Origin of the sequence: Methanothermococcus okinawensis IH1, from assembly GCF_000179575.2 — an archaeon.
Classification (GTDB): domain Archaea; phylum AGJL01; class Methanococci; order Methanococcales; family Methanococcaceae; genus Methanofervidicoccus; species Methanofervidicoccus okinawensis.
Genome location: NC_015636.1, coordinates 291,235 through 313,469 on the forward strand (window position 1 = coordinate 291,235; position 22,235 = coordinate 313,469).

The 22,235-nt window shown below is 28.7% G+C and carries 24 protein-coding genes, 1 tRNA gene and 1 pseudogene; 21 read left to right on the forward strand and 5 right to left on the reverse strand.

Annotation, left to right across the window (positions count from 1 at the left end):
* Nucleotides 1–201: 201 nt before the first annotated feature.
* Nucleotides 202–495: a HesB-like protein gene (locus METOK_RS08825; protein ID WP_232210829.1), complete on the reverse strand. Its 294-nt coding sequence runs from the start codon at nucleotides 493–495 to the stop codon at nucleotides 202–204.
* Between the two features lie 394 nt (nucleotides 496–889).
* Here METOK_RS08825 and psmA point away from each other — a divergent pair, with 394 nt between their 5' ends.
* The 19 genes and pseudogenes from psmA (at nucleotide 890) to METOK_RS01405 (ending at nucleotide 18,575) form a co-directional block, all read left to right on the forward strand.
* Entirely contained in the window at nucleotides 890–1,714 is an 825-nt protein-coding gene (gene psmA / locus METOK_RS01320; protein ID WP_013866447.1) for an archaeal proteasome endopeptidase complex subunit alpha, read from the forward strand.
* Between the two features lie 307 nt (nucleotides 1,715–2,021).
* Entirely contained in the window at nucleotides 2,022–2,729 is a 708-nt protein-coding gene (locus METOK_RS01325) for a ribosome assembly factor SBDS (protein ID WP_013866448.1), read from the forward strand.
* A gap of 42 nt (nucleotides 2,730–2,771) precedes the next feature.
* The gene (gene rpl37A, locus METOK_RS01330; RefSeq protein WP_013866449.1) at nucleotides 2,772–3,062 is read left to right on the forward strand and encodes a 50S ribosomal protein L37Ae; all 291 of its coding nucleotides are present in this window, start codon (nucleotides 2,772–2,774) and stop codon (nucleotides 3,060–3,062) included.
* Between the two features lie 170 nt (nucleotides 3,063–3,232).
* Nucleotides 3,233–3,373 carry a DNA-directed RNA polymerase subunit P gene (locus tag METOK_RS01335; protein ID WP_013866450.1) on the forward strand — a complete coding sequence of 47 codons (141 nt, stop codon included), beginning with the start codon at nucleotides 3,233–3,235 and terminating at the stop codon, nucleotides 3,371–3,373.
* A gap of 73 nt (nucleotides 3,374–3,446) precedes the next feature.
* A complete protein-coding gene (locus tag METOK_RS01340) occupies nucleotides 3,447–3,947 on the forward strand; it encodes a Brix domain-containing protein (protein ID WP_013866451.1) in 501 nt (166 codons plus the stop codon).
* Nucleotides 3,948–4,033: 86 nt separating this feature from the next.
* Entirely contained in the window at nucleotides 4,034–4,378 is a 345-nt protein-coding gene (locus METOK_RS01345; protein WP_013866452.1) for a KEOPS complex subunit Pcc1, read from the forward strand.
* Between the two features lie 185 nt (nucleotides 4,379–4,563).
* On the forward strand, nucleotides 4,564–4,911 hold the full coding sequence (locus METOK_RS01350) for a prefoldin subunit beta (protein ID WP_013866453.1): 348 nt from the start codon (nucleotides 4,564–4,566) through the stop codon (nucleotides 4,909–4,911).
* A 220-nt stretch (nucleotides 4,912–5,131) separates the two neighbouring features.
* Nucleotides 5,132–6,772 (forward strand): glutamine hydrolyzing CTP synthase, encoded by a 1,641-nt coding sequence (pyrG, locus tag METOK_RS01355; RefSeq protein WP_013866454.1) that lies wholly within the window; start codon nucleotides 5,132–5,134, stop codon nucleotides 6,770–6,772.
* 118 nt (nucleotides 6,773–6,890) lie between these two features.
* Nucleotides 6,891–7,823, forward strand: a complete 933-nt coding sequence (guaA, locus tag METOK_RS01360; RefSeq protein WP_013866455.1) for a glutamine-hydrolyzing GMP synthase — start codon at nucleotides 6,891–6,893, stop codon at nucleotides 7,821–7,823.
* Between the two features lie 130 nt (nucleotides 7,824–7,953).
* Nucleotides 7,954–9,456 carry a class I SAM-dependent DNA methyltransferase gene (locus METOK_RS01365; protein ID WP_013866456.1) on the forward strand — a complete coding sequence of 501 codons (1,503 nt, stop codon included), beginning with the start codon at nucleotides 7,954–7,956 and terminating at the stop codon, nucleotides 9,454–9,456.
* A 13-nt stretch (nucleotides 9,457–9,469) separates the two neighbouring features.
* A complete protein-coding gene (locus METOK_RS01370) occupies nucleotides 9,470–10,375 on the forward strand; it encodes a restriction endonuclease subunit S (protein ID WP_048057824.1) in 906 nt (301 codons plus the stop codon).
* Nucleotides 10,372–10,647, forward strand: a complete 276-nt coding sequence (locus METOK_RS01375; protein WP_048057825.1) for a hypothetical protein — start codon at nucleotides 10,372–10,374, stop codon at nucleotides 10,645–10,647. The genes METOK_RS01370 and METOK_RS01375 overlap by 4 nt, the downstream gene beginning before the upstream one ends.
* 100 nt (nucleotides 10,648–10,747) lie before the next feature.
* A complete protein-coding gene (locus tag METOK_RS01380; RefSeq protein ID WP_013866457.1) occupies nucleotides 10,748–11,053 on the forward strand; it encodes a nucleotidyltransferase family protein in 306 nt (101 codons plus the stop codon).
* The gene (locus METOK_RS01385; RefSeq protein WP_013866458.1) at nucleotides 11,037–11,390 is read left to right on the forward strand and encodes a HepT-like ribonuclease domain-containing protein; all 354 of its coding nucleotides are present in this window, start codon (nucleotides 11,037–11,039) and stop codon (nucleotides 11,388–11,390) included. Before METOK_RS01380 ends, METOK_RS01385 begins: the two co-directional genes overlap by 17 nt.
* Nucleotides 11,391–11,441: 51 nt before the next feature.
* Nucleotides 11,442–13,232 carry an EcoAI/FtnUII family type I restriction enzme subunit R gene (gene hsdR, locus METOK_RS01390; RefSeq protein ID WP_198005235.1) on the forward strand — a complete coding sequence of 597 codons (1,791 nt, stop codon included), beginning with the start codon at nucleotides 11,442–11,444 and terminating at the stop codon, nucleotides 13,230–13,232.
* Entirely contained in the window at nucleotides 13,183–13,959 is a 777-nt protein-coding gene (locus METOK_RS08690; RefSeq protein ID WP_198005236.1) for a type I restriction-modification enzyme R subunit C-terminal domain-containing protein, read from the forward strand. Before hsdR ends, METOK_RS08690 begins: the two co-directional genes overlap by 50 nt.
* Before the next feature lie 95 nt (nucleotides 13,960–14,054).
* A complete protein-coding gene (locus METOK_RS01395; RefSeq protein ID WP_013866459.1) occupies nucleotides 14,055–15,362 on the forward strand; it encodes a flippase in 1,308 nt (435 codons plus the stop codon).
* 209 nt (nucleotides 15,363–15,571) lie between these two features.
* Nucleotides 15,572–17,223, forward strand: a pseudogene (ilvD, locus tag METOK_RS01400) (dihydroxy-acid dehydratase).
* A gap of 200 nt (nucleotides 17,224–17,423) precedes the next feature.
* Entirely contained in the window at nucleotides 17,424–18,575 is a 1,152-nt protein-coding gene (locus METOK_RS01405) for a TIGR04013 family B12-binding domain/radical SAM domain-containing protein (RefSeq protein WP_013866461.1), read from the forward strand.
* A 31-nt stretch (nucleotides 18,576–18,606) separates the two neighbouring features.
* Here the strand turns inward: METOK_RS01405 and METOK_RS01410 are convergent, their stop codons facing one another.
* Complete coding sequence (locus tag METOK_RS01410; protein WP_013866462.1) at nucleotides 18,607–19,218, reverse strand: integrase; 612 nt, start codon at nucleotides 19,216–19,218, stop codon at nucleotides 18,607–18,609.
* 362 nt (nucleotides 19,219–19,580) lie between these two features.
* Between METOK_RS01410 and METOK_RS01415 the strand changes: the two genes are divergently transcribed.
* Nucleotides 19,581–20,108 (forward strand): helix-turn-helix domain-containing protein, encoded by a 528-nt coding sequence (locus METOK_RS01415; RefSeq protein WP_013866463.1) that lies wholly within the window; start codon nucleotides 19,581–19,583, stop codon nucleotides 20,106–20,108.
* A gap of 69 nt (nucleotides 20,109–20,177) precedes the next feature.
* On the opposite strand, the gene METOK_RS01420 is transcribed toward METOK_RS01415, so the two are convergent.
* Complete coding sequence (locus METOK_RS01420) at nucleotides 20,178–20,690, reverse strand: nicotinamide-nucleotide adenylyltransferase (protein WP_013866464.1); 513 nt, start codon at nucleotides 20,688–20,690, stop codon at nucleotides 20,178–20,180.
* 105 nt (nucleotides 20,691–20,795) lie between these two features.
* On the opposite strand from METOK_RS01420, the gene METOK_RS01425 reads away from it, so the two are divergent.
* Nucleotides 20,796–20,880, forward strand: a tRNA-Ser gene (locus METOK_RS01425).
* A gap of 123 nt (nucleotides 20,881–21,003) precedes the next feature.
* Here METOK_RS01425 and METOK_RS01430 read toward each other — a convergent pair.
* Nucleotides 21,004–21,981: a tyrosine-type recombinase/integrase gene (locus tag METOK_RS01430; protein WP_013866465.1), complete on the reverse strand. Its 978-nt coding sequence runs from the start codon at nucleotides 21,979–21,981 to the stop codon at nucleotides 21,004–21,006.
* Entirely contained in the window at nucleotides 21,962–22,225 is a 264-nt protein-coding gene (locus METOK_RS01435) for a DUF2540 domain-containing protein (RefSeq protein WP_013866466.1), read from the reverse strand. The genes METOK_RS01430 and METOK_RS01435 overlap by 20 nt, the downstream gene beginning before the upstream one ends.
* Between the last annotated feature and the right edge of the window lie 10 nt (nucleotides 22,226–22,235).

Here is a 22,235-nt window from a genome sequence, read left to right on the forward strand (position 1 = left end):
TAATTCACTAAAAATGATTTAAAAATGAATCTATATGCAATTAAAGAAAAAATAATAAAGAAAAATAAAAAAGGATGAATTAAATTAAAAACTAAAATATAATAGTATATTATATATAAAATTAAAAATAATATAACTAAAAGTAATAAAAATTAAAAATAAGGTTAAAAACCTAATCCCAAAGGGTTCTTAGGTTTAGCATTAGCATTTTCCGCCTGCACCTTTAATAGCAAGATATTTCCCATAGAACATTGACTTTTTTAATACAATATTGACTTCATTGAGGAATTGTCTTGCCACCTTATCGATATATATTTTAAATTCCCCATCGTAAATTAATTCATCATTTTTATTTGGGGATTTTATATCTATTCCAAATTTAGGTCCTCCTCATCCAAATCCTTCGAAATATATTATTAATGTATCAGACCCAGCCTTTTTAGTCTTTTCTTTTATAAATTCCATAGCCTCTTCGGAAATACTAACTGGTATCATATAATATCACCTTCATACTGGAATAATAATGAATGTTATTTCCACATTAATATTGGATTTTATAATATTTAAATGTTGTGTCATAATTATGAACATGTGGGTGTTTAAGTTTTCTTATATCCTAAATATGGATTAGTGTAAAATAGAATATTATAATAAAAATATAATAAAAACTTAAAAATAATATAATAGAATATAATAAAACATTAAAATGTATTTAAAACATTATAAACTGAAGTATATTATATAAGTTATATAAGTTATAAACTATATATAATAATTTAATACATACAAAATTATGATTATAATTTATAAATAAAATATAGTAGTAAATATTACTAAAAAATTTTAATATTAACATGATTAACATTAATTTATAAATGGAGTGATAGATATGCAAATGGTTCCAGCATCAGGATATGATAGGGCAATTACTGTATTTAGTCCAGAAGGAAGACTTTATCAGGTAGAATATGCAAGAGAAGCTGTTAGAAGGGGCACTACTGCCATAGGTATTAAATGTAAAGACGGAGTTATTTTAGCAGTTGATAGAAGAATAACAAGTAAATTAATAGAGGTATGCTCCATAGAAAAGATATTCCAAATAGATGACCATATAATGGCAGCAACTTCTGGGCTTGTAGCGGATGCAAGGGTTTTAATAGACAGAGCAAGGGTAGAAGCTCAGATAAATAGGATTACATATGGAGAACCTATAACAGTTGAAGCACTTGCAAAAAAAATCTGTGATATTAAACAGGCATACACACAACATGGCGGAGCTCGGCCATTTGGATTATCCCTATTAATTGCAGGTATAGATAGGCATAGTTCAAGATTGTTTGAAACAGACCCAAGTGGTGCATTAATTGAGTATAAAGCAACAGCAATAGGTTCTGGAAGACCTGCTGCAATGGAAATCCTTGAAGAAAAATATAGTGAAGATTTGACACTTGAAGGAGCCCTTGAACTTGCCATATATACATTAGGAAAAACCACAGATGGTGAATTAAAACCTGAAAATGTAGATATGGCAGTGATTAAATCAGAAACAAAAACTGTGGAAAAACTACCATTCGAAGAAATTAAAAAACTTGTAAAAACAGTGTCAGATAAAATAAAGTCTGAAGAAAATGAAGAGGACGAAAAATTAGATGAAGAAAATGAGATTTATGAAGATAGCAATAGTAATGATAGCTACGAAGAAGAAAACGAATAATAAATAAAAATAATAAATAATGGTATTATTAATGATATTACAAATAAGAAATAAAATTAAAATTAAAAAATAAAATAGGAAAATAACAAAATTAAATATAATATAATAATATAAAAGATAAAAATAAGGAAATAAATAAGGATTAAAATATTAAAAAAGTATAAGGGGTAAATTTAATAAAATATATAAGTCATTCTTTTTACCTTTTTATTTATTTTATATGGCGTATATTTTGTTAATATTTTATATATCTGAATTATTGAATTTAGATAAATCGAAAGGTATATAAATAAAAAAAAGGGATATTATGGTGTCATTGGAAAAGGCTGTAATTGCACGGCTTCAATCCCATGGGGAAAAATTTGAAATATTGGTAGATCCTTATTTAGCTGCTAAATTAAAGGAAGGACAACCAATAAATATTTCTGACATACTGGCAGCTGAGGCGGTTTATAAGGATTCTGGAAAAGGAGAAAAAGCTTCGGAAGAAGTTCTTGAAAAAGTTTTTGGAACAACAGATATTCATGAAATAGCCAAAAAAATTATATTAAAAGGCAATGTTCAACTTACCGCCCAGCAACGAAAAGAAATGAAAGAACAGAAAAGAAAACAGATAGTTTCTTTAATTGCAAGAAACACTATAAATCCTCAAACAGATGCGCCTCATCCTCCAAAAAGAATTGAAAATGCTTTGGAGGAAATAAGGGCAAATATTGATATTTATAAAAGTGCAGAAGAGCAAATCCCCAATATTATTAAAGACCTTAGGAGGATTTTGCCGATTAAATTTGAAAAAAGGGATATTGCAGTTAGAATACCTCCAGAATATGCTTCTTCGGCTTACCATTCTCTCCATGAATATGGAACAATAAAACAGGAGGAATGGCAGTCCGATGGCTCATTGGTATTTGTTATTGAAATCCCAAGTGGAATTGAAAATGAATTCTACGGATATTTAAATAAGGTCACAAAAGGCAATGTTCAAACTAAATTATTAAAAAGATTTAATGGATAATATTTAATATAAATAAATTAAAATGTAAAAACGGTGATAACAATGCCAGAATTTAGTCATACGAAAAAAATAGGTTCATCAGGAAGATTTGGACCAAGATACGGTAGAAAGATTAGAGTTAGAGTTAGAGATGTAGAAATAAAACAGAAAAAAGAATATAAATGCCCTGTTTGTGGATTTCCAAAATTAAAAAGGGTTAGCACTTCAATATGGGTATGTAAAAAGTGCGGTGCTAAAATGGCTGGTGGAGCATATACACCAGAAACTGGTGCTGGTAAGGTAGTAACTAAAGCTATAAGAAGAGTTATTGAAAGCAAGAGTAGGGAAATTTAATTATTTTTCTTTTATTTATTTATCTTTTAAGTTATGCAATTTATAGTATTATAATTAATTAAACTATTAATTTATTAACCATAATTTATTAATTTATTATTATCAACTAAATTAATTAATATTATTACTTTTTAATTATTTTTTTATTTTTATTTTTATTTGGTGAAATCATGGCGGAATATAGATGTTCAAACTGTGGTAAAATCATAACTCAGGATGAATTGGGTATGAAAGCAAAATGTCCCTATTGCAGTAATAAGATTTTGATAAAATTAAGACCAAGAGTTGTTAAATTAGTAAAAGCAAGATAATAATCAATAATATGAAATAACAGTAAATTGTAATATATATTATAAATAATACAATAATTATATAGGTAGAAAAATGGTTGTAATCACAACATCGCGAAAACCATCTCAAAGAACACGAAGTTTTGTAAATGACCTTGCAAGGATACTAAGTATAAAAATACTCAATAGGGGTAAAAGTCCATTAGGGGACATACTAAGTGAATACGATAAATTAATTGTTGTAGAAGAATACAAGGGTAATCCAGGGAAAATAAAGTTTTATGATATTGCTAAAAATAAAATAATATCCATATTAATATCTGCAAAACTTCAAAGAGAGGTCTGTGAGGAAGAGACTACAAATGTAGAAGGAAAAATAAGTATGGAATTTATGGAAAATGCCAAAAAATATCAAAAACTATTTTATGATTTTTTCAGCGGTTTTGGAATAGTCGATGATAATTCATCTTTTAAAATGCGTTTTGAAGGTTCCTTATCAGATAAAAATATATTTTATATACAATTTTATGAAAATGATAAAAAAATAGGTCCTTTAATTATTGTTAAATCTTTGAAGCTTTTAGAGATTGATTAATATAACCATATAAAAAACTGCTATATAATAAATTTACATATTTATAATGTAATATCATATTAAAATTAAATAAAAAGGATAATACTATGAATACCAATACATCCAATACTGCGAGTGGTAAGGATAATATAAATGTAGATGTAAAATTTAATAATAAAAATAATGAGTTTAATTTGGATAATGCACCATGTTTCAGTTTAAAACTGAGATACAATTCAAAAAACAAAGCAAAAATAATATACAACAGCATACTTTTAGAACATCTTAATTCCCAAATAAGGTCAAAAAGCATAATGAAACTTAAAAATAATACAATAATTATAGAAACTGTTGCACCTGAGCTCAGTATATTAAAGGCATCACTATATTCATATATTAGATGGATAAAGGTTGCGGAAAGTATATATAAATTAACATCTGAAAATAAATAGTAATGAAATAACAATTATAATAAATAATTATTTTTTATGAAAATATATAAAACATAAAATAAAAACAAAGAGTAAAAGTAAATGTAATGTCATAAATATTATTATATATAGCTAAAATAGTAAAGATATATTACATTAACATAAATACTACATTATATGATAAATCATAAAAAAGGAGGGAAATTATGGAATTACCACCAAATGTTCAAAACCAATTAATGCAATTTCAACAGCTTCAACAGCAATTACAGGCTATTGTTTTTCAAAAACAACAGATAGAAACACAAATAAAAGAAATGGAAAAGGCTTTGGAAGAAATGGAAAAATCACAGTCAGAGGATGTATATAAAATGGCTGGCGGCATCTTGATAAAAAGAAATAAAGAAGAGATAAAAGAAGAACTAACCGAAAAATTGGAAACCTTAAAATTAAGGACCAAAACATTGGAAAAACAGGAAGAAAAAATGCAAAAGAGATTAATGGATTTGCAAGAATCATTACAAAAAACTCTTCAAGGGGCTAATGTAGCATAATTATTCTTTTCTTTTTAAATATTTTTATTTATTATTTACTTTATTTATTATTTTTAATTTTTTAATATATATTTATTATAATAATTTTTTATTTTTATAGTTATTTTTATTTACTATTTTGTAGGCATATATTTTATATAAAATATCGTTTAATATATTATAGTTTTTTAAGAATTTAAGATTTTATTATTTTATTTATTATTATTTGAGGAGATAAAATATGAAGTATATATTTATTACTGGTGGCGTAGTTTCTTCATTAGGTAAAGGTATAACGGCTTCATCCATAGGAAGGCTTTTAAAAGCAAGAGGATTTAAAATAAATATGATAAAAATAGACCCTTATTTGCAGATAGATGCTGGAACTATGTCCCCCTATGAACACGGTGAGGTATTTGTCACTGACGATGGTGGGGAAACAGATTTAGACCTTGGAAATTATGAAAGATTTGTTGATATAAATTTAAAGGCAGATAACAACATCACCACAGGAAAGGTATATTGGAGCGTCCTTTCAAAAGAGAGGAGAGGAGATTATTTGGGAAAAACCGTCCAAGTAATCCCTCATATTACCAACGAAATAAAGGATAGAATAAAAAGCCTTGGAAAAGAAAGCGACATAACCATAGTGGAAATCGGAGGAACTGTTGGAGATATTGAAAGTCTTCCTTTTTTAGAGGCAATAAGGCAATTTAAGAAAGATGTAGGGCGAGATAATGTATTATATGTCCATGTATCACTTCTACCGTTCATAAAAACCGCTGGTGAGGTAAAGACAAAACCAACTCAGCACAGTGTAAAGGAGCTCAGGGGCATTGGAATTCAACCTGACATATTGGTTTGTAGAACTGAGATACCAATAGGTGAAAGAATTAGGGAAAAACTTGCCCTATTTTGCGATGTTGATAAAGAGGCAGTAATTGAAGCGAAAGATGCACGAACAATTTATGAAGTTCCACTAAATCTTGAAAAAGAGGGCATTGGTAAATTAATAGCAAAAAAGCTTAAACTAAACGATATAAATAATACAGAACCCGATTTAAAGGAATGGAGAACAATAGTGGATAGAATAATAAATCCATTAAATGAGATTACAATAGGTATTGTAGGCAAATATATCGTATTAAGAGATGCATACATGAGCATAATAGAGGCATTGGTTCATGCAGGGGCTAAAAATGATACAAGAGTAAATATAAAATGGATAAGTTCAGAAGAGCTTGAAACTGATAATTATGAAGAAATCCTTGATAGGTATAGGGAGAATGAAGTTTTAGATGGAATACTTGTTCCCGGAGGATTTGGAGAAAGGGGCGTTGATGGAAAGGTTAATGCTGTTAAATACGCTAGGGAAAATAATATTCCATTTTTAGGGATATGTTTAGGTATGCAGTGTGCTGTAATTGAATTTGCAAGGAATGTTTGCAATTTGAAAAATGCCAATTCCACAGAATTTGATGAAGAAACACCATATCCTGTAATAGACCTTCTCCCAGAGCAGAGAGAAATAGAAGAAAAAGGAGGAACAATGAGACTTGGTGCTTATCCTGCAATTTTAAAAGAGGGCACTCTTATTCATAGTTTGTATGGAAGAACCGATGTATATGAGAGGCATAGGCATAGATACGAGGTAAATCCAGAATATCACGATATTCTTAAAGAAAATGGATTGGTTATTTCTGGAACATCTCCTGATGGAAAACTTGCAGAATTTATAGAGCTCCCAAACCATCCATACTTTGTAGCCACTCAGGCACATCCTGAATTTAAATCAAGACCAAATAAGCCACATCCATTATTTGATGGTCTTGTTAGGGCTTCTCTTGGAGAATTAAAATGTAATAACAACTTAAAATCTTAAAGTCTAGCTTAAAACCTTATATATTTATTACTAATTATATCACATTATTATCATATTAATTTGTAATTATTAATTATTATTCATTATAATTATCTATTAGTTATTTTGGTGATATTACATGTTTAATGCTAAAAAATTCATTGAAGAATCCATTTCAGAAATAAAAGAAAAGATAGGAAACAAAAAAGCGATAATAGCACTTAGTGGTGGAGTAGATAGTTCAGTAGCCGCAGTTCTTACATACAGGGCAATAGGTGACAGACTTTTAGCGGTATTTGTTGATACGGGACTTATGAGAAAAAATGAAGCAGAGGAAATTTATAAAATATTTAAAGAGAATATGGGACTTAATTTAAAAATAATCGATGCAAAAGATATATTTTTAAAAGAATTGAAGGGAGTATCTGACCCAGAACAGAAAAGAAAAATAATAGGAAGATTATTTATTGAGGTATTTGAGGAAGTTGCAAAGGAAAACGGTGAAGAAGTGCTTGTTCAAGGAACTATCGCACCAGATTGGATAGAAAGTGAAGGGGCTATTAAAACACACCACAACATAGCATTACCAAGTGGTATGGTGCTTGAAGTTGTTGAGCCGTTGAGGGAATTATACAAAGACGAGGTAAGAATATTGGCCAAGGAGTTGGGTCTCCCAGATAATGTGGCAAATAGGCAGCCATTCCCAGGACCAGGACTTGCAGTAAGGATATTGGGTGAAATTACAGATGAAAAATTAAATATATGTAGGGAAGCAAATGCCATAGTTGAGGAGGAAATAGAAAAAGAAGGACTAAATAAAGATTTATGGCAGTATTTTGCAGCGGTTTTAGATACAAAAGCAACAGGCGTTAAAGGAGATATAAGGGAATACAATTGGGTAGTTGCATTGAGGTTTGTTGAGTCCCTTGATGCCATGACTGCAAGTGTGCCTGAGCTCCCATTCAAGGTATTGAAAAGAATAAGTAAAAGAATCACATCGGAAGTTCCAAATGTTGCTAGGGTAGTTTTAGACATTACGGATAAACCACCTGCAACAATTGAATTTGAATAAGTTTATTTTTTTATTTTTTTATTTATAGTTATGATAAATTTCAATTTATTTTTAAGATTTAATATTTTTAATCGTAGTTTTTATATTGATTATACTACATATGTATTTTTAGATTATTTTGGTGATAAATATGAAAAGGGAATCAATTGTAAGAAGCGAAGTAAAATCTGCATGTGATATATTAAGAAAGGATGATGGAACTTCTGGTGCTATGGACTATATGGAACAACTGTCATGGCTTTTGTTTTTAAAAGTGTTTGAAAGTGTTGAAAAGGAATTAGAAGAAACCGCCTTGATGAATGGTGAAAATTATAATCCAATAATTGATAAAAAATATAGATGGTCAAACTGGGCAAAAAAGGACTGGATAGGGAAGCCCAAAGAATGTTTAAAAGATTTTGTTGATAATGTTGATGAAGAAATTAAAAATATTGATGATTTAGATAATACATTAGTTTATTTTATTGACAATATTTTGTTTCCACATTTGAGAAGTTTAGAGGGAACGCCAGAAAGAGAGAAAATTGCAAGCATTTTTAAAGAAATTTCGGGAAATAAAATGAAATCCACCTATAATTTAGTGGATGTAATAAATAAAATTGATAATATAAATACTGATGACTATGAGGATACTCATGTTTTATCTCAAATATATGAGGAGCTCCTATTAAACATGGGTAATGAAGCTGGATGGGGAGGAGAATTTTATACGCCGAGACCTATTATAAGGTTTATTATTAAGGTGATAAAGCCTAAAATAGGTGAAACAGTATTCGACCCATTTGGGGGCTCAGCTGGTTTTTTGATTGAAACATTAAAATATATTCAGGAGGAGCTCGGAAATATAACTGTTCAAGAGAATGATATTTTAATGCATAAAACACTTTACGGGCATGAGAAAAAGCCATTTCCTTATTTGTTGGGGACTATGAATATGGTTTTGCACGGTATTTTAACGCCCAATTATTATAGGAGAAATTCCTTGGGGGATGAAGATATTCATAATGTTCCAGAAAGTGAAAAATACGATATAATTATTACAAATCCGCCTTTTGGTGGGAGAGAAAATAAAAAGGTTCAGGATAATTTCCCCCATAAAATACAATCTACGGAGGCATTGGCACTTCAATACATAATGAGGAAGTTAAAAAATGGAGGAAGGGCAGGAGTTATTCTTCCAGAGGGTCAAATAATGTTTGGAGGTAAGAAGTTTAAATCCATACGAGAGGAGCTCCTAAATAAGTTTAATGTTTTTGCCATTGTATCACTACCGCAGGGAGTATTTAGCCAAATGGGGGCAGGGGTTAAAACAAATATTGTATTTTTTGAAAAGACAGGAAGCACAAAGGAAATTTGGTATTATGAGTTAGAGGGTAAATATACTAAAAAACAAAGGATAAAAGATGAAGATTTTAAGGATGTTTTGAATAAAATTAAAAATCGTGAAATTTCTGAAAATAGTTGGATTGTTTCAATTGATGAGATTAAAAAAAGGGATTATGATTTAACTGCCAAAAATCCAAATAAGAAAGAAGAAATCGAATATAAAGAACCTAATGAAGTCATAAAAGAAATTGAAAAAATTGATATTAATATTAAAAATTTAATTGATGAAATAAAAAGTAATTTATAAATGAGGTTAAATTATGGAATTGCCAGAAGGTTGGAAATTGGTTAAGTTGGGGGATATTGCAGATATTTTAGACAAATTTAGGAAACCATTGAATAGATACGAAAGAGAAACTAGAAAAGGGAATATTCCATATTGCGGGGCAAATGGTATAATAGATTATATTAATGATTACATATTTGATGGGGAATATTTGTTGGTTGCAGAAGATGGAGGATTTTTCAAAAAATTTGAAAGGAGTTCTTACCTTTTTAAAGGAAAATTTTGGGCTAATAACCATGTTCATGTATTACAAATTAAAAAAGAATTCTCATTAAATAAATATGTTTATTACGTACTATATTTTGAGAATTTAGAAAAATATTGTTCAGGAGCTACTAGACTTAAATTAAATCAAAAAAAACTAAAAGAAATTTTAATCCCCATCCCATACAAAGACGGAAAACCTGACTTACAAAAACAAAAAGAAATCGTTAATAAAATAGAAACACTTTTTAACAACATTGACAAAGCAATAGAATTAAGACAAAAAGCAATAAATGAAACAAAAGATTTATTTAATTCAGTTTTAAATAAAATTTTTAAAGATGAGGGTTTTAAATTGGTTAGATTGGGAGATATTGCAGAAAAAATAAAAGCAGGAGGAACACCATTAAGAAAAAATAAAGAATATTGGGAAAATGGAACTATAAATTTAGTTAAAATTTCAGATATAACAAAATCAAATAAATATTTATTAGATACAGAGGAAAAAATAACAGAAAATGGTTTAAAAAATTCAAGTGCATGGTTAGTTAATGAGGGCTCGATATTATTAAGCATGTATGGGACAGTTGGAGAGGTTGTTATAAATAAAATTCCTGTGGCAATAACTCAAAATATTGCAGGTATCTTATTGAAAAAAGATAATAATATACAATGAAATTCATAAAAAATACTACGGCACTTGATAATATTTTAAAAAATAGTGTTCATAGCCATTTCGGCATTAAAGAAGCAAAAAATCTCCTAATCCCCATCCCATACAAAGACGGAAAACCAGACCTACAAAAACAAAAAGAAATAGCCAAATATTTAGAAAACTTACACAACAAAATAAAAAGATTAGAAAACCTACAAGAAAAACAACTAAACCTATTCAAAGAATTAAAAGAATCCATTTTAAATAAAGCATTTAAAGGAGAATTAGTTTAAAATTATTAGCCTAAAATTAAATTTTTTATATGAGCTCAGTAATATATAGAATTATTATTGTAAATAGGAATTATATAAATCGGAGCTCCGAAGTGATAATATGAAAACTTTAAACGAAATTAAAAAAATACTTTTAGAACATAAAAATGAATTAAGAGAAAGATATAAAGTCAAAACCATCGGAATATTTGGTAGTTATGTAAGAGGGGAGCAGAAAGAAACATCAGATATAGACATATTAGTTGAATTTGAAGAAGGATATATAAATTTTGATAACTACATGGGATTAAAATACTATTTAGAGGATTTATTCAATAAAAAAGTCGATTTAGTAATTAAAGATGATATTAAACAAGAGCTAAAAAAGTATATTCTAAATGAGGTTGAATATGCCGAGGGATTATAAATTATATTTAAGTGATATTTTAGATGCAATAGAAAGAATAGAAAATTATACTTATAATATTAATACCTATAATAAATTTTTAGAACAGCAAATAGTTCAAGATGTAGTGATTAAAAACCTAATGATAATTGGTGAAGCAGTTAAAAAAATCCCAAACGAAATAAAATCAAAATATCCTAACAGTGATTGGAAAAAAATCGCAGGATTTAGAGATGTTTTAATCCATAGTTATTTTAAAATAAATCTTTTAATTATTTGGGATGTTATTGAGAATAAATTACCACTTCTAAAAGAGGATATTATACAAATTTTAAAAGAGCTCGACAATGATATATAAATCGGAGCTCCGAGGAAATAATATAAAAATCTTAATTAAATGAGGGAAAGAATGGATTTAAATAATTTATCAGAAGCAGATACTAAGGAAAAATTAATAAAACCAAAATTGATAAAGGCAGGATGGGGAGAAAATAATTTAGTAAGAGAATACGCTATAAAAAATAAATACAGATATTATATAACAGGGGACGAATACAAAAAAATCGAAATAAAAAACAGATTTGCAGATTATGTTTTAAAAGTAAATAATGTAATAGTCGGAGTAATCGAAGCAAAAAAATACAAAAAAGATGCAGAAGAAGGACTATCTCAGGCTAAGGAATATTCTAAACTGTTGGATGTTCCAATAGCCTATGTAACTAACGGGAGAAAAATAATAGTCTATGACAGAAGAACAAAAGAAACAAAAGAAGTAGATGAATTTTTATCGCCAAATGAACTATACACCATATACAAAGAATGGAAGGGATTGGAATATAAAAATAAAAATATATCTCCATTAGAATATCCTTACTATGTAGATTCAAACACAAATAAAAGAGTAAGAAGCTACCAAGAAACTGCAATAAAAAAAGTAATAGAATCAATTTTAAAAGGTCAAAAAAGAATACTCTTAACAATGGCAACAGGAACAGGGAAAACTTTTACATCCTTCCAAATTGTTTGGAAATTAATAAAGAGCAACTACATATCGCGAGTTTTATTTTTAACAGATAGGGTATTTTTAAGAGAACAGGCACACGATAAAGATTATGAACCTTTTAAAGATGCGAGGTATCAAATAAAATCGGGAAAATTTAACAAAAACAGAAAAGTTTATTTTTCAACATATCAAACTTTATATTCTAATGATTTATATAAAAAAATACCTGAGGATTTTTTTGATTTAATAATTATTGATGAATGCCATCGTTCAGGATATGGAGAATGGAGAAACATTTTAAAACATTTTAAAAACTCCTATCAGTTAGGTATGACGGCAACGCCAAAGAGGAATGATAACATCGATGTTTATGAATACTTTGGAGAACCTGTTTTTATCTATTCAATGGCACAGGCAATAGAAGATGGTTATTTAGTTCCCTACAAAATTCATAAAATTTTTACAAATATTGATTTAAATGGTTTGGATATTTCACAAGCAGAAGAGATAATCTACGATGACGAAATAAATGAAATCGAAGATATTAAAGAGTATATTAAAGATTATTATGAGCCTTCCGAATTTGAAATAAATATACACCTTCCAGATAGAACAAAACTAATGTGTGAAAAATTATTGGAAATTCTTAAAAGAACAAACGACAATGAAAAAACGGTAATATTTTGCGTAGATACAACACACGCAGAAAATGTTAGAAGCACATTAAACCAAATTACAAACAATGAAGAATTCGCAACAAAAATTGTCTATGAGGATAAAGATGATTTAGAACGATTTAGGGACAGTGAAAATATTTATCCCCAGATTGCCACGACTGTGGATTTACTATCAACAGGCATAGATATACCCCATCTTAAAAATATAGTTTTTATGAGACCAATTAATTCAAGAGTTTTATTTAAACAAATTATTGGAAGAGGTGCAAGATTATCAGATAATAAGGGATTTTTTAGAATTATAGATTTTACCAATGCAACAAGATTAATCGATAAATGGGAAATACCTTCCCCAATAACATTACCAAACGAAGAAACACCAGAAAAGCCTTATGATAAATCATTAAAAGGTTTTATAATTGATAAAGACACAAAAGAACCGATACAAGATGCAAATGTAATAATAAAAATTGAAAGATTTAAAAAAGATACACTATCCAAAAAAAAGCGGATACTTTGAATTAAATGGACTACCTTCAAACAGCTTTTTACCACTTACAATATCAAAGGAAGGATATAAAACCCTAAAAAAGAAAATAAACCTAAACGATTTAAAAGAAATAGAAAATCCCATATTTGAGTTAAAACCCATAAAAAAGAAACCTAAAACCATCACTGTAAAGGGAATAAATGTGGAAATTGCCGAAGAAATAGATATAGAGTTTGATGGGAATAAAATATCCTTTGCAGAGTATAAGCAATATACAAAAGAGCATATACTAAAAGAAGTTCATACCACAGAGGATTTAAAAAACCTATGGATAAATGACAACCTAAGAAGGGAATTTTTAAATAAACTTGAAGAAAAAAAGATAGATATAGAGCTCATAAAAAAACTTGAAAATAAGTTGGATTATGATACCTTTGATATTATTGCTCACTTGGTTTTTGATGCCCCATTATTGACAAAAGATGAAAGAGTAAATTACTTTATAAATTCCCATATTCACCATATAAACAAATATGGTGATGACATACGAGAAATAGCCTTTTCATTACTTGAAAAATATAAAAAGGGAGGTATTGAGAATATATCTACAAATGCTTTAAAAACACCCGATATGAAGAGAAAAAATGCAATAACTAAATTAAAAAATATATTTGGATTAAAAATACCTAATTTTTTAGGATATATTAAAAAACATATATATGACAATGAGATATATACAAAGGCAAAAATTAGATAAAACAATAAAACCAATTAAATTAAGTAATAAAGAAAAATTAAATAAGGATAATTAAATAAAATTAAATAATAATTTCTCTTTTTTTAGGGATAACCATGTTAAAAAATTTTAAAAAATTTAGAGAATTTAAAAATTTAAAAAATGATGGATTGATAAGGGATAGTTTTTACATGATTTTTTCCAATATCTATTCAAAGGGCATGGCTTATATATTCTATTTTTTAAGTGCCATTATTCTTGGAACAGAAGGATTCGGGACACTTCGGGGACTTTTGCCTTTAATGGATGTAATGACTATATTTTTTTGCTCAGGTATCCCGCCGTCAATGGCTAAACATATTTCAGAATATGACATGGAAAATCATAACGAATGGATTATATCAATTTTAAAAATTATGATAATATTTTCCATTATAGGAGCTCTGATTACAATCCTGTTAAAATATACACTTGTTGGAGGTTATAAAAATATAGATATTACATTATACCTTGCAGTTGGATTTGCAGTAATATGCTCATCATTTATCTCATGGAGTAGGGGGGTATTGCAGGGTAAATTAAAAATAAAGGAGCTCTCTTTAACATGGGTAGTGGAATACACATTTAAGATATTATTTTTAGTAATATTTGCATTATTGTTTGGAGTTATCGGAGCTCTATTATCCATATCCTTTGCATATATTATTGGTGGAATTGCTGGATATTATCTATTAAAAAAATCATCCAATCTAAATATATCTTTATTTAAATCATCATCCTTAAATAAACATGAACATAATAATAATAAAAATAAAAAGCTTGTTAAAAAGATAATATTATATGCTATTCCAATAGCGTTGGGGACAGCATCTTATCGCCTTTTAAATGATTTGGACAGTATATTTATAATGTCAATATTAGGGGCTTATGATAACGGTATTTATGGTTATGCATCTCTACTTTCAAGAGGAGTTTTTTTATTTGCATCTGCAATATCTATTCCATTAATACCAAGGATAGCAAAAACGAAGGATTTTAACTACTTTAAAAAAGCAATTTTAATGAATTTTTTGATAATATTACCTGCCCTTGCAGTAGTATTTATATTTTCAAAAGAGCTTTTATTGGTGTTCTTTGGAGTTCATGACTATCGAGCATCAATATGTTTAAAAATATTATCAATTTCTGCTGGTTTTATGAGCTCCTATACAATATGTAGTTCTTCACTTCAAGGATTGGGTTATGCCAAAATTCCGTTATATATTTTATTATTTGGCATATTATTAAATGGTGTTTTAAATTATATACTTATTAATAACATGGGAATAGTCGGCGGAGCTTATGCCACTTTAATATCATCAACATTTATATTTTTGATAATTTTACTGTTTATATATCATATAAAAAAGAAGACGACTAAATAATATTTTAAAGAATAAATAAATAATGTTAATGATAAAATATTGATGAAATATTAATGACAATAAATTATTTTTAATATAGGATTTTTATATGACTTTAAATAAATAGATTTATATTATTTGAATGATTATTTTATCTTGTTTCATTTTTATTTTTTATATGAATAATATATGACATATGAGCAATATATGATATAATATTGGGTGATAAAATGATAAGCGACAATGTGAAAAAGGGTATTACAAGGTCTCCAAATAGAAGTTTATTAAAGGCATGCGGATATACCGACGAAGAAATAGAAAAACCTTTCATAGGGGTAGTAAATAGCTTTACAGAGGTAGTTCCAGGACATATTCATTTGAATACATTATCAGAAGCTGTAAAAAAAGGAATATATGCAAACGGTGGAACAGCTTTTGAATTCAATACAATGGCAGTATGTGATGGAATAGCTATGGGACATGAAGGTATGAAATACTCCTTACCTTCAAGGGAGATAATCGCAGATACAGTAGAAAGCATGGCTAAGGCACATGGATTTGATGGATTGGTGCTTATTCCGTCCTGCGATAAAATAGTTCCCGGTATGATTATGGGAGCTCTGAGATTAAACATACCATTTGTTGTAGTCACAGGAGGACCCATGCTTCCAGGAGAAAAATATGGAAATAAATATGACCTTATAAGTGTATTTGAAGGAGTTGGGGAATATCAGGTTGGAAAAATCGATGAAGAGTCATTAAATGAGATTGAAAACTGTGCCTGTCCTGGTGCTGGGAGCTGTGCAGGATTATTTACGGCAAACAGTATGGCATGTTTAACAGAGGCACTTGGATTATCACTTCCAATGTGTGCTACAACGCCAGCTGTCGATGCTCAAAAGGTAAGAATTGCTAAAAAAAGTGGGATGATTGTAGTAGATTTGGTGAAAAACAATATAAAAGCTACGGATATATTAACAAAAGAATCATTTGAAAATGCCATATTGGTTGATTTGGCACTTGGTGGCTCTACAAATACAACGCTACACATACCTGCGATAGCAAATGAGATAGAAAGTGGATTTATTACTCTTGATGATTTTGATAGGTTAAGTAGTGAAGTTCCGCATATAGCTTCCCTTAGACCAGGTGGAGAACATTTTATGATAGATTTACATAGGGCAGGCGGTATTCCCGCAGTAATGAAGGTTTTAGAGGACAAAATAAGGGATGTAAAAACAGTAAGTGGAAAAACCATTAAAGAAATTGTAAAAAGCGTAAAGTATATTGATTATAATATTATAAGACCTATTGATAAACCAGTTCATAAAGAGGCTGGTTTAAGAATTTTAAAAGGAAATCTTGCACCAAACGGATGTGTTGTTAAAATTGGGGCAGTAAATCCAAAGATGTATAAACACGAGGGACCTGCAAGGGTATTCAATTCAGAAGAGGAATCTATAAAAGCGATACTAAGTGGAGAGATTAAAGAGGGGGATGTTGTTGTAATAAGATACGAAGGACCAGCAGGAGGACCAGGAATGAGGGAAATGCTTTCTCCAACATCTGCAATATGTGGTATGGGATTGGATGATAGCGTTGCATTAATTACAGATGGTAGATTCAGCGGTGGAAGTAGAGGACCATGTATAGGACATATATCTCCTGAAGCTATGGCTGGAGGACCTATTGCCATAATAGAAGAAGGCGATATCATCAGCATAGATATGATGGCTAAAAAAATTGATTTAAAACTAAGCGATGAGGAAATAAAAGAAAGACTTTCAAAATGGAAAAAACCAGAACCAAAGGTTAAAAAGGTTATTTAGCAAGATATTCAAGATTGGTATCTTCCGCAGATGAAGGGGCAGTTTTAAAATAAACTTAATATTTAATATTATAAATATAAAATTATAAAATTCTTCATTCATCTGCTTATTATATATATAATTATATTGCCAAAATATTATAAATTCAAAAGTTATCCATTTATCTTATAAATCACTCTTTTTTTTATTTATTATATTTTTATTTATATTTTTATTGTTATTTTATATTTTTTTAGTTATTTGGTGATAATTTATGATTATCGGATATAGACTAACATCAAAAAATAAATATAGCATATCCAAATTATATCCATTAACTGGTGGATTAATATTCAAAGAGTTTAAGGACATATTACATAAGATTAAAAATAATAATTTAGATATTTTAATATATTCTTTTATGACACTTAATTGGGGCACTGTGGAGCATGAAATAACTGAAATAAATAAATTAAAACAATTAATTAATTCAAATAAACCTATATTAATTGCAGGAGGACCTCATCCAACAGGAGCTCCTATTGATACAATAAACATGGGGTTCGATTATGTAATTGTTGGTGAAGGAGAAATTACATTGCCTAAATTGATAAATAAATTAAGAGAAGGGGAAATAAACGCACCAATAAATAAAAATGAATTGGATAATATAAATGAAAAAATCATTATAGGTGAATGTGTTGATAATTTGGACAATTTTGAAAAAATCGAACCATTAACACCAGTTGAAATAACACGGGGATGTCCATATAAATGCAGATTTTGTCAAACTCCTCAAATATTTGGTAGTAAAGTTAGGCATAGAAGTATTGATAGCATTTTAAGACTTGTAAATCCAAACACAGACACTAGAGTAATAAGTCCAAATGCCCTTTGCTACGGGTCAAAAACCGGGACTAAACCAAATATTGAAAAATTGGAAAAATTACTAAAAAAATTAAGCGAAGGTAAAGGAAAATTATTTTTTGGAACATTTCCCTCAGAGGTTAGACCAGAATTTATTACAAAGGAAACTGTTGAGTTAATTGCTAAATACTGCGATAATAAGTTTTTACATTTCGGAGCTCAGAGTGGTAATGATGAGATGTTAAAATATATAAGGCGTGGGCATACCGTTAATGATGTATTAAATGCCGTTGATTTATGCATAGATTACAATCTTATACCAAAGGTTGATTTTATATTTGGATTTCCTAATGAAAATGAGTTCCATAGAAAAGATAGTATGGAGCTCCTATACTATATCATAAAAAAGAATGGGCGAGCTCATGCTCACTACTTTATGCCGTTACCTGGAACATACTTTGAAAATCAAAAACCTACGATATTGGATAGAAAAACTTTGAAAGCACTTGGTCAATTATCTCAAAAGGGATTGGTTAGCGGTTCTTGGAATCTATTTTAAATATTAAAATATCTATAATAATTAATTTATGTTATTTTATATGTTTTTCTAAATCATATAACATCTGTTTTGCTACTTTCTCCTGCGTATATGTAATAATATGGTTTAAATTTACATGACCCGTTATTTTAGCTATTAACTGTGGTGATGTGTTCATTACTGCATATTTGGTAATAAATGCATACCTTAAAGAATGAGTATTTATCCCATAATGATTTTTTAACCATGTATATACTCTCATTCTTGGCTTTTTGGCTTTTTCCAAATTTAAAACCACATCCCTTATTAATTCAATGTCTTCCTTTTTAATTGTGGATGGTAAGACGATATCTCTATATGATACTGTTTTTTTTGTTTTTTCCACTTTAATTCTAACTTCAATAGGTTTATCCCAATTTAAGTTATTATTTTTACATATTAAAATCATGCCTTCAATTGCCTCTCCAATCCTGCATCCATTTCTAAGTTGCAATAATGCAATGGTTAAATAAGCTAAGCTTTTAATATCTTTTTTATAGGCTAATCCGTTGTTTATATTTTCCCTTATTTTTGCAATATCTCTTTCAAATAAACGATACATGCTGTCAAAATCTAAACCTTTATCCCATGACCTATTTCTTTTATTTAATTTAATGTTTTCCATAATACCACCGATATAACCATATTTTTATTATATTTTTATTATATTTTTAGAGCTCCTATATAAAATGTTGCCTTACGATACATAAGGCAATAATTGGTAAAAAATTTATGAACTAAACTACTAAATTTTTAGAAATATATTATTATATGTTTATATTATTATCAATAAATATAGTTATAGTTAAATATATAATATTATAAATTAATAATATTAAAACTGAATATTTGCATATATTAATAAATACATATTAAAATTTTAAAAGATATTAATAAATCAAATAAAAAAATTACAATAATTATATGATAAATATAATAAGTAAATAAAAATGTAAAAATATAAAAAACAAAATAAAGGTAATTTTAATGATTGAATTAAAATTTAGCCATTTTTTAAGATGGGATGAAATAAATAAACTCGTGGAAAAGGCAAAAAATAACATGGTTATAGTTAAACTACCACTTAGCATATATAATAATCCAAAAATGACATATAAAATCGAATTTATGAGAAAAAATCACATAATCGTAGAATCGGAAAATAACAAAAGGGGACGAAAAGAAAAACTAAATGAAAATATAAAACAGGAAATTCTCGAACTATATAGAGAGGGATATTCGATAAATAAAATAGCTAATATGTTGAAATTGCCAAAAAGCACAATATTTACCAATGTAAAAGATGACATAAATAAAATAAAAATTGAGATGAAAAAGGAGGAGCTCACCTCATTGGTTTATGAATATAAGGAATACCTTATTAAAAACGATTTGTATCATCCATATATCGAATCTCAATTTATGGAATTAAAGGTGTATGTAGATAATAACGACTTGGAAACTGCATATAATAAATTAAAAGAGATAATTGAATATATTAAAAGTCAAAAATAAATGCACCTTCTTTTCTTTTTATCATTATCATTATATTATCCTTATATATACCAACTATAATATTGTAAGTTAAATAAGATAATCCTTTTTACTTAACCGTTTTATTCTATTTTCTCCGTCTATTTCATCAATAACCTCAACAACCTCCCCTGGAACCAAATGTTTCCATTCTTCATTATTTAATATTCTTCTCCTTATTTCAGTTCCAGAGTATTCTTTTCGATTATATAATTTAGGTTTTTTAACCACATAACCTCTTTCTTCAAAGAGCTCTCTTACTAATGCATTACCTGTATATATTAAATCAAAAGGTGGAGTCAAAGATTCAACATAAGATACCCACAACGCATTAAAGTCTATATCCCTGATTGGAATAACATAATACGGGAATCCAAATTTTTTAAGTGTTTTGATAATCATCATTATCCGTTCCCCTGCTGTAAATGGGTCATTAAGGGTATGGCTTTTTTGAGCACTGCCTACACCTATAATAATCTCATCTACATCATTGGCGATTTCTTTTATTATTGTCAAATGACCGTTATGAAAGGGTTGCCATCGTCCAACTACAAGAGCTCTCAATATTTCACCTATTATTTACCTATTATTTTACCCATCTATTTATTTAGATAATTTAAATAGAAAAGTATATATATAATAATGTACTTTTAGAATTTGTGGTAATATGCGGAGGTGGCCCAGTCTGGTACGGCGCGGGACTGCTAATCCCGTTGGGCTTTGCCCAACCCGAGTTCAAATCTCGGCCTCCGCGTCATACTTTTTTAAGGTTAATTTTTAGATATTCACAGTCAATTTATATACTTTTGCACCATATTATTAAGCAGGATTAAGACGGTTGGCTCTTTTAATCCCGTGGCATAATATACCATCGGAGTTATAATAATTTTTTAATATCTTTCAACATACTATTGGCTCTATCATTCGAATGGCTATAAAACAGGGTAGTATCTATCGACTTATGGCCCAATACCTCTTTTACCACATCCAAAGGCACACCCTTATTCAGCAAATCCACAGCCCTACCGTGCCTCAGAGAATGCAAAACTATTCGTTTATTCTGCGGAATCTTACCTTCTTTTTTCAATTCTTTAATAACATTTGAAAATACATGCGTTATGGTATTCCTATTTATCTGCTTACCATCAACAGTTTGGAATATTGGGGCATCGGGGCTTTTATCAATATTATACTGAATATAATACCGCAATGCTTCCAAAGTATCGTTAGAACATACCACAATCCTTTCCTCCTTACCTTTCGTATTCCTTATTCTAAAAGTGCCTTCCTCAAAATCACAATCCTTATACCTAATGTTCAGGAGCTCCGATACTCTACATCCAGTATCCCACAACATCCTAATAATTAATGAATTTCTTATATTCGTTCTGCTATTGCTGGATAATATCTTTTGAAGAATTTCATTTAATATACCTCCATCAACAGCATCATAATGTTTTACTTCATACCTCCTAAATCTCTTTCTCTCACTGCTTTCTTCTGCAAATTTTCTAAAATTTTGCAACCTTGCCAACCTATAAAATACCTTTAACAATTGGAAATATTTATCCTGGGTATTCCTAGATAATTTTCTCTCCCGTTCCAAATAATTAAAAAACCTTACAAAATCTGAATTTACCAACTTATCAGGCTCTTTGTTTAATCGATTATACACAAAATCTAAAAATATAGTTATTCGCAGTATATCATTGCGAATTGTAGAAGGCTTAATGCCATCAAACTCCCGCTCTTCTCTAAACCTCTCAACCCACTGCTTTATTCTCGGGTCATCCCTCACATTTTCTTTTCTCTGTGGTTTGACCAATATTAAATTTTCAATACTCTTCATTCCCATCTACCAACTGATAATTTATTAATAACCCAACTGCTTTCCCATGTTTTTCTATAATATTTTTCTCCTCATTTGACAAAGTAATTACTCTCTTATATTTCTTTTTAGATTCCAATGCTTTTCTAAGACGAGATATATCTAAGTTTATAGTATCTGTGTTTTCGAGTTTATGAATCAAATACCTTAATTTTCGACTATCTATATTTTTACAGAGATAAAAAATTTTAGCATGTTTCCGCCTGTCCATTTTTTACACC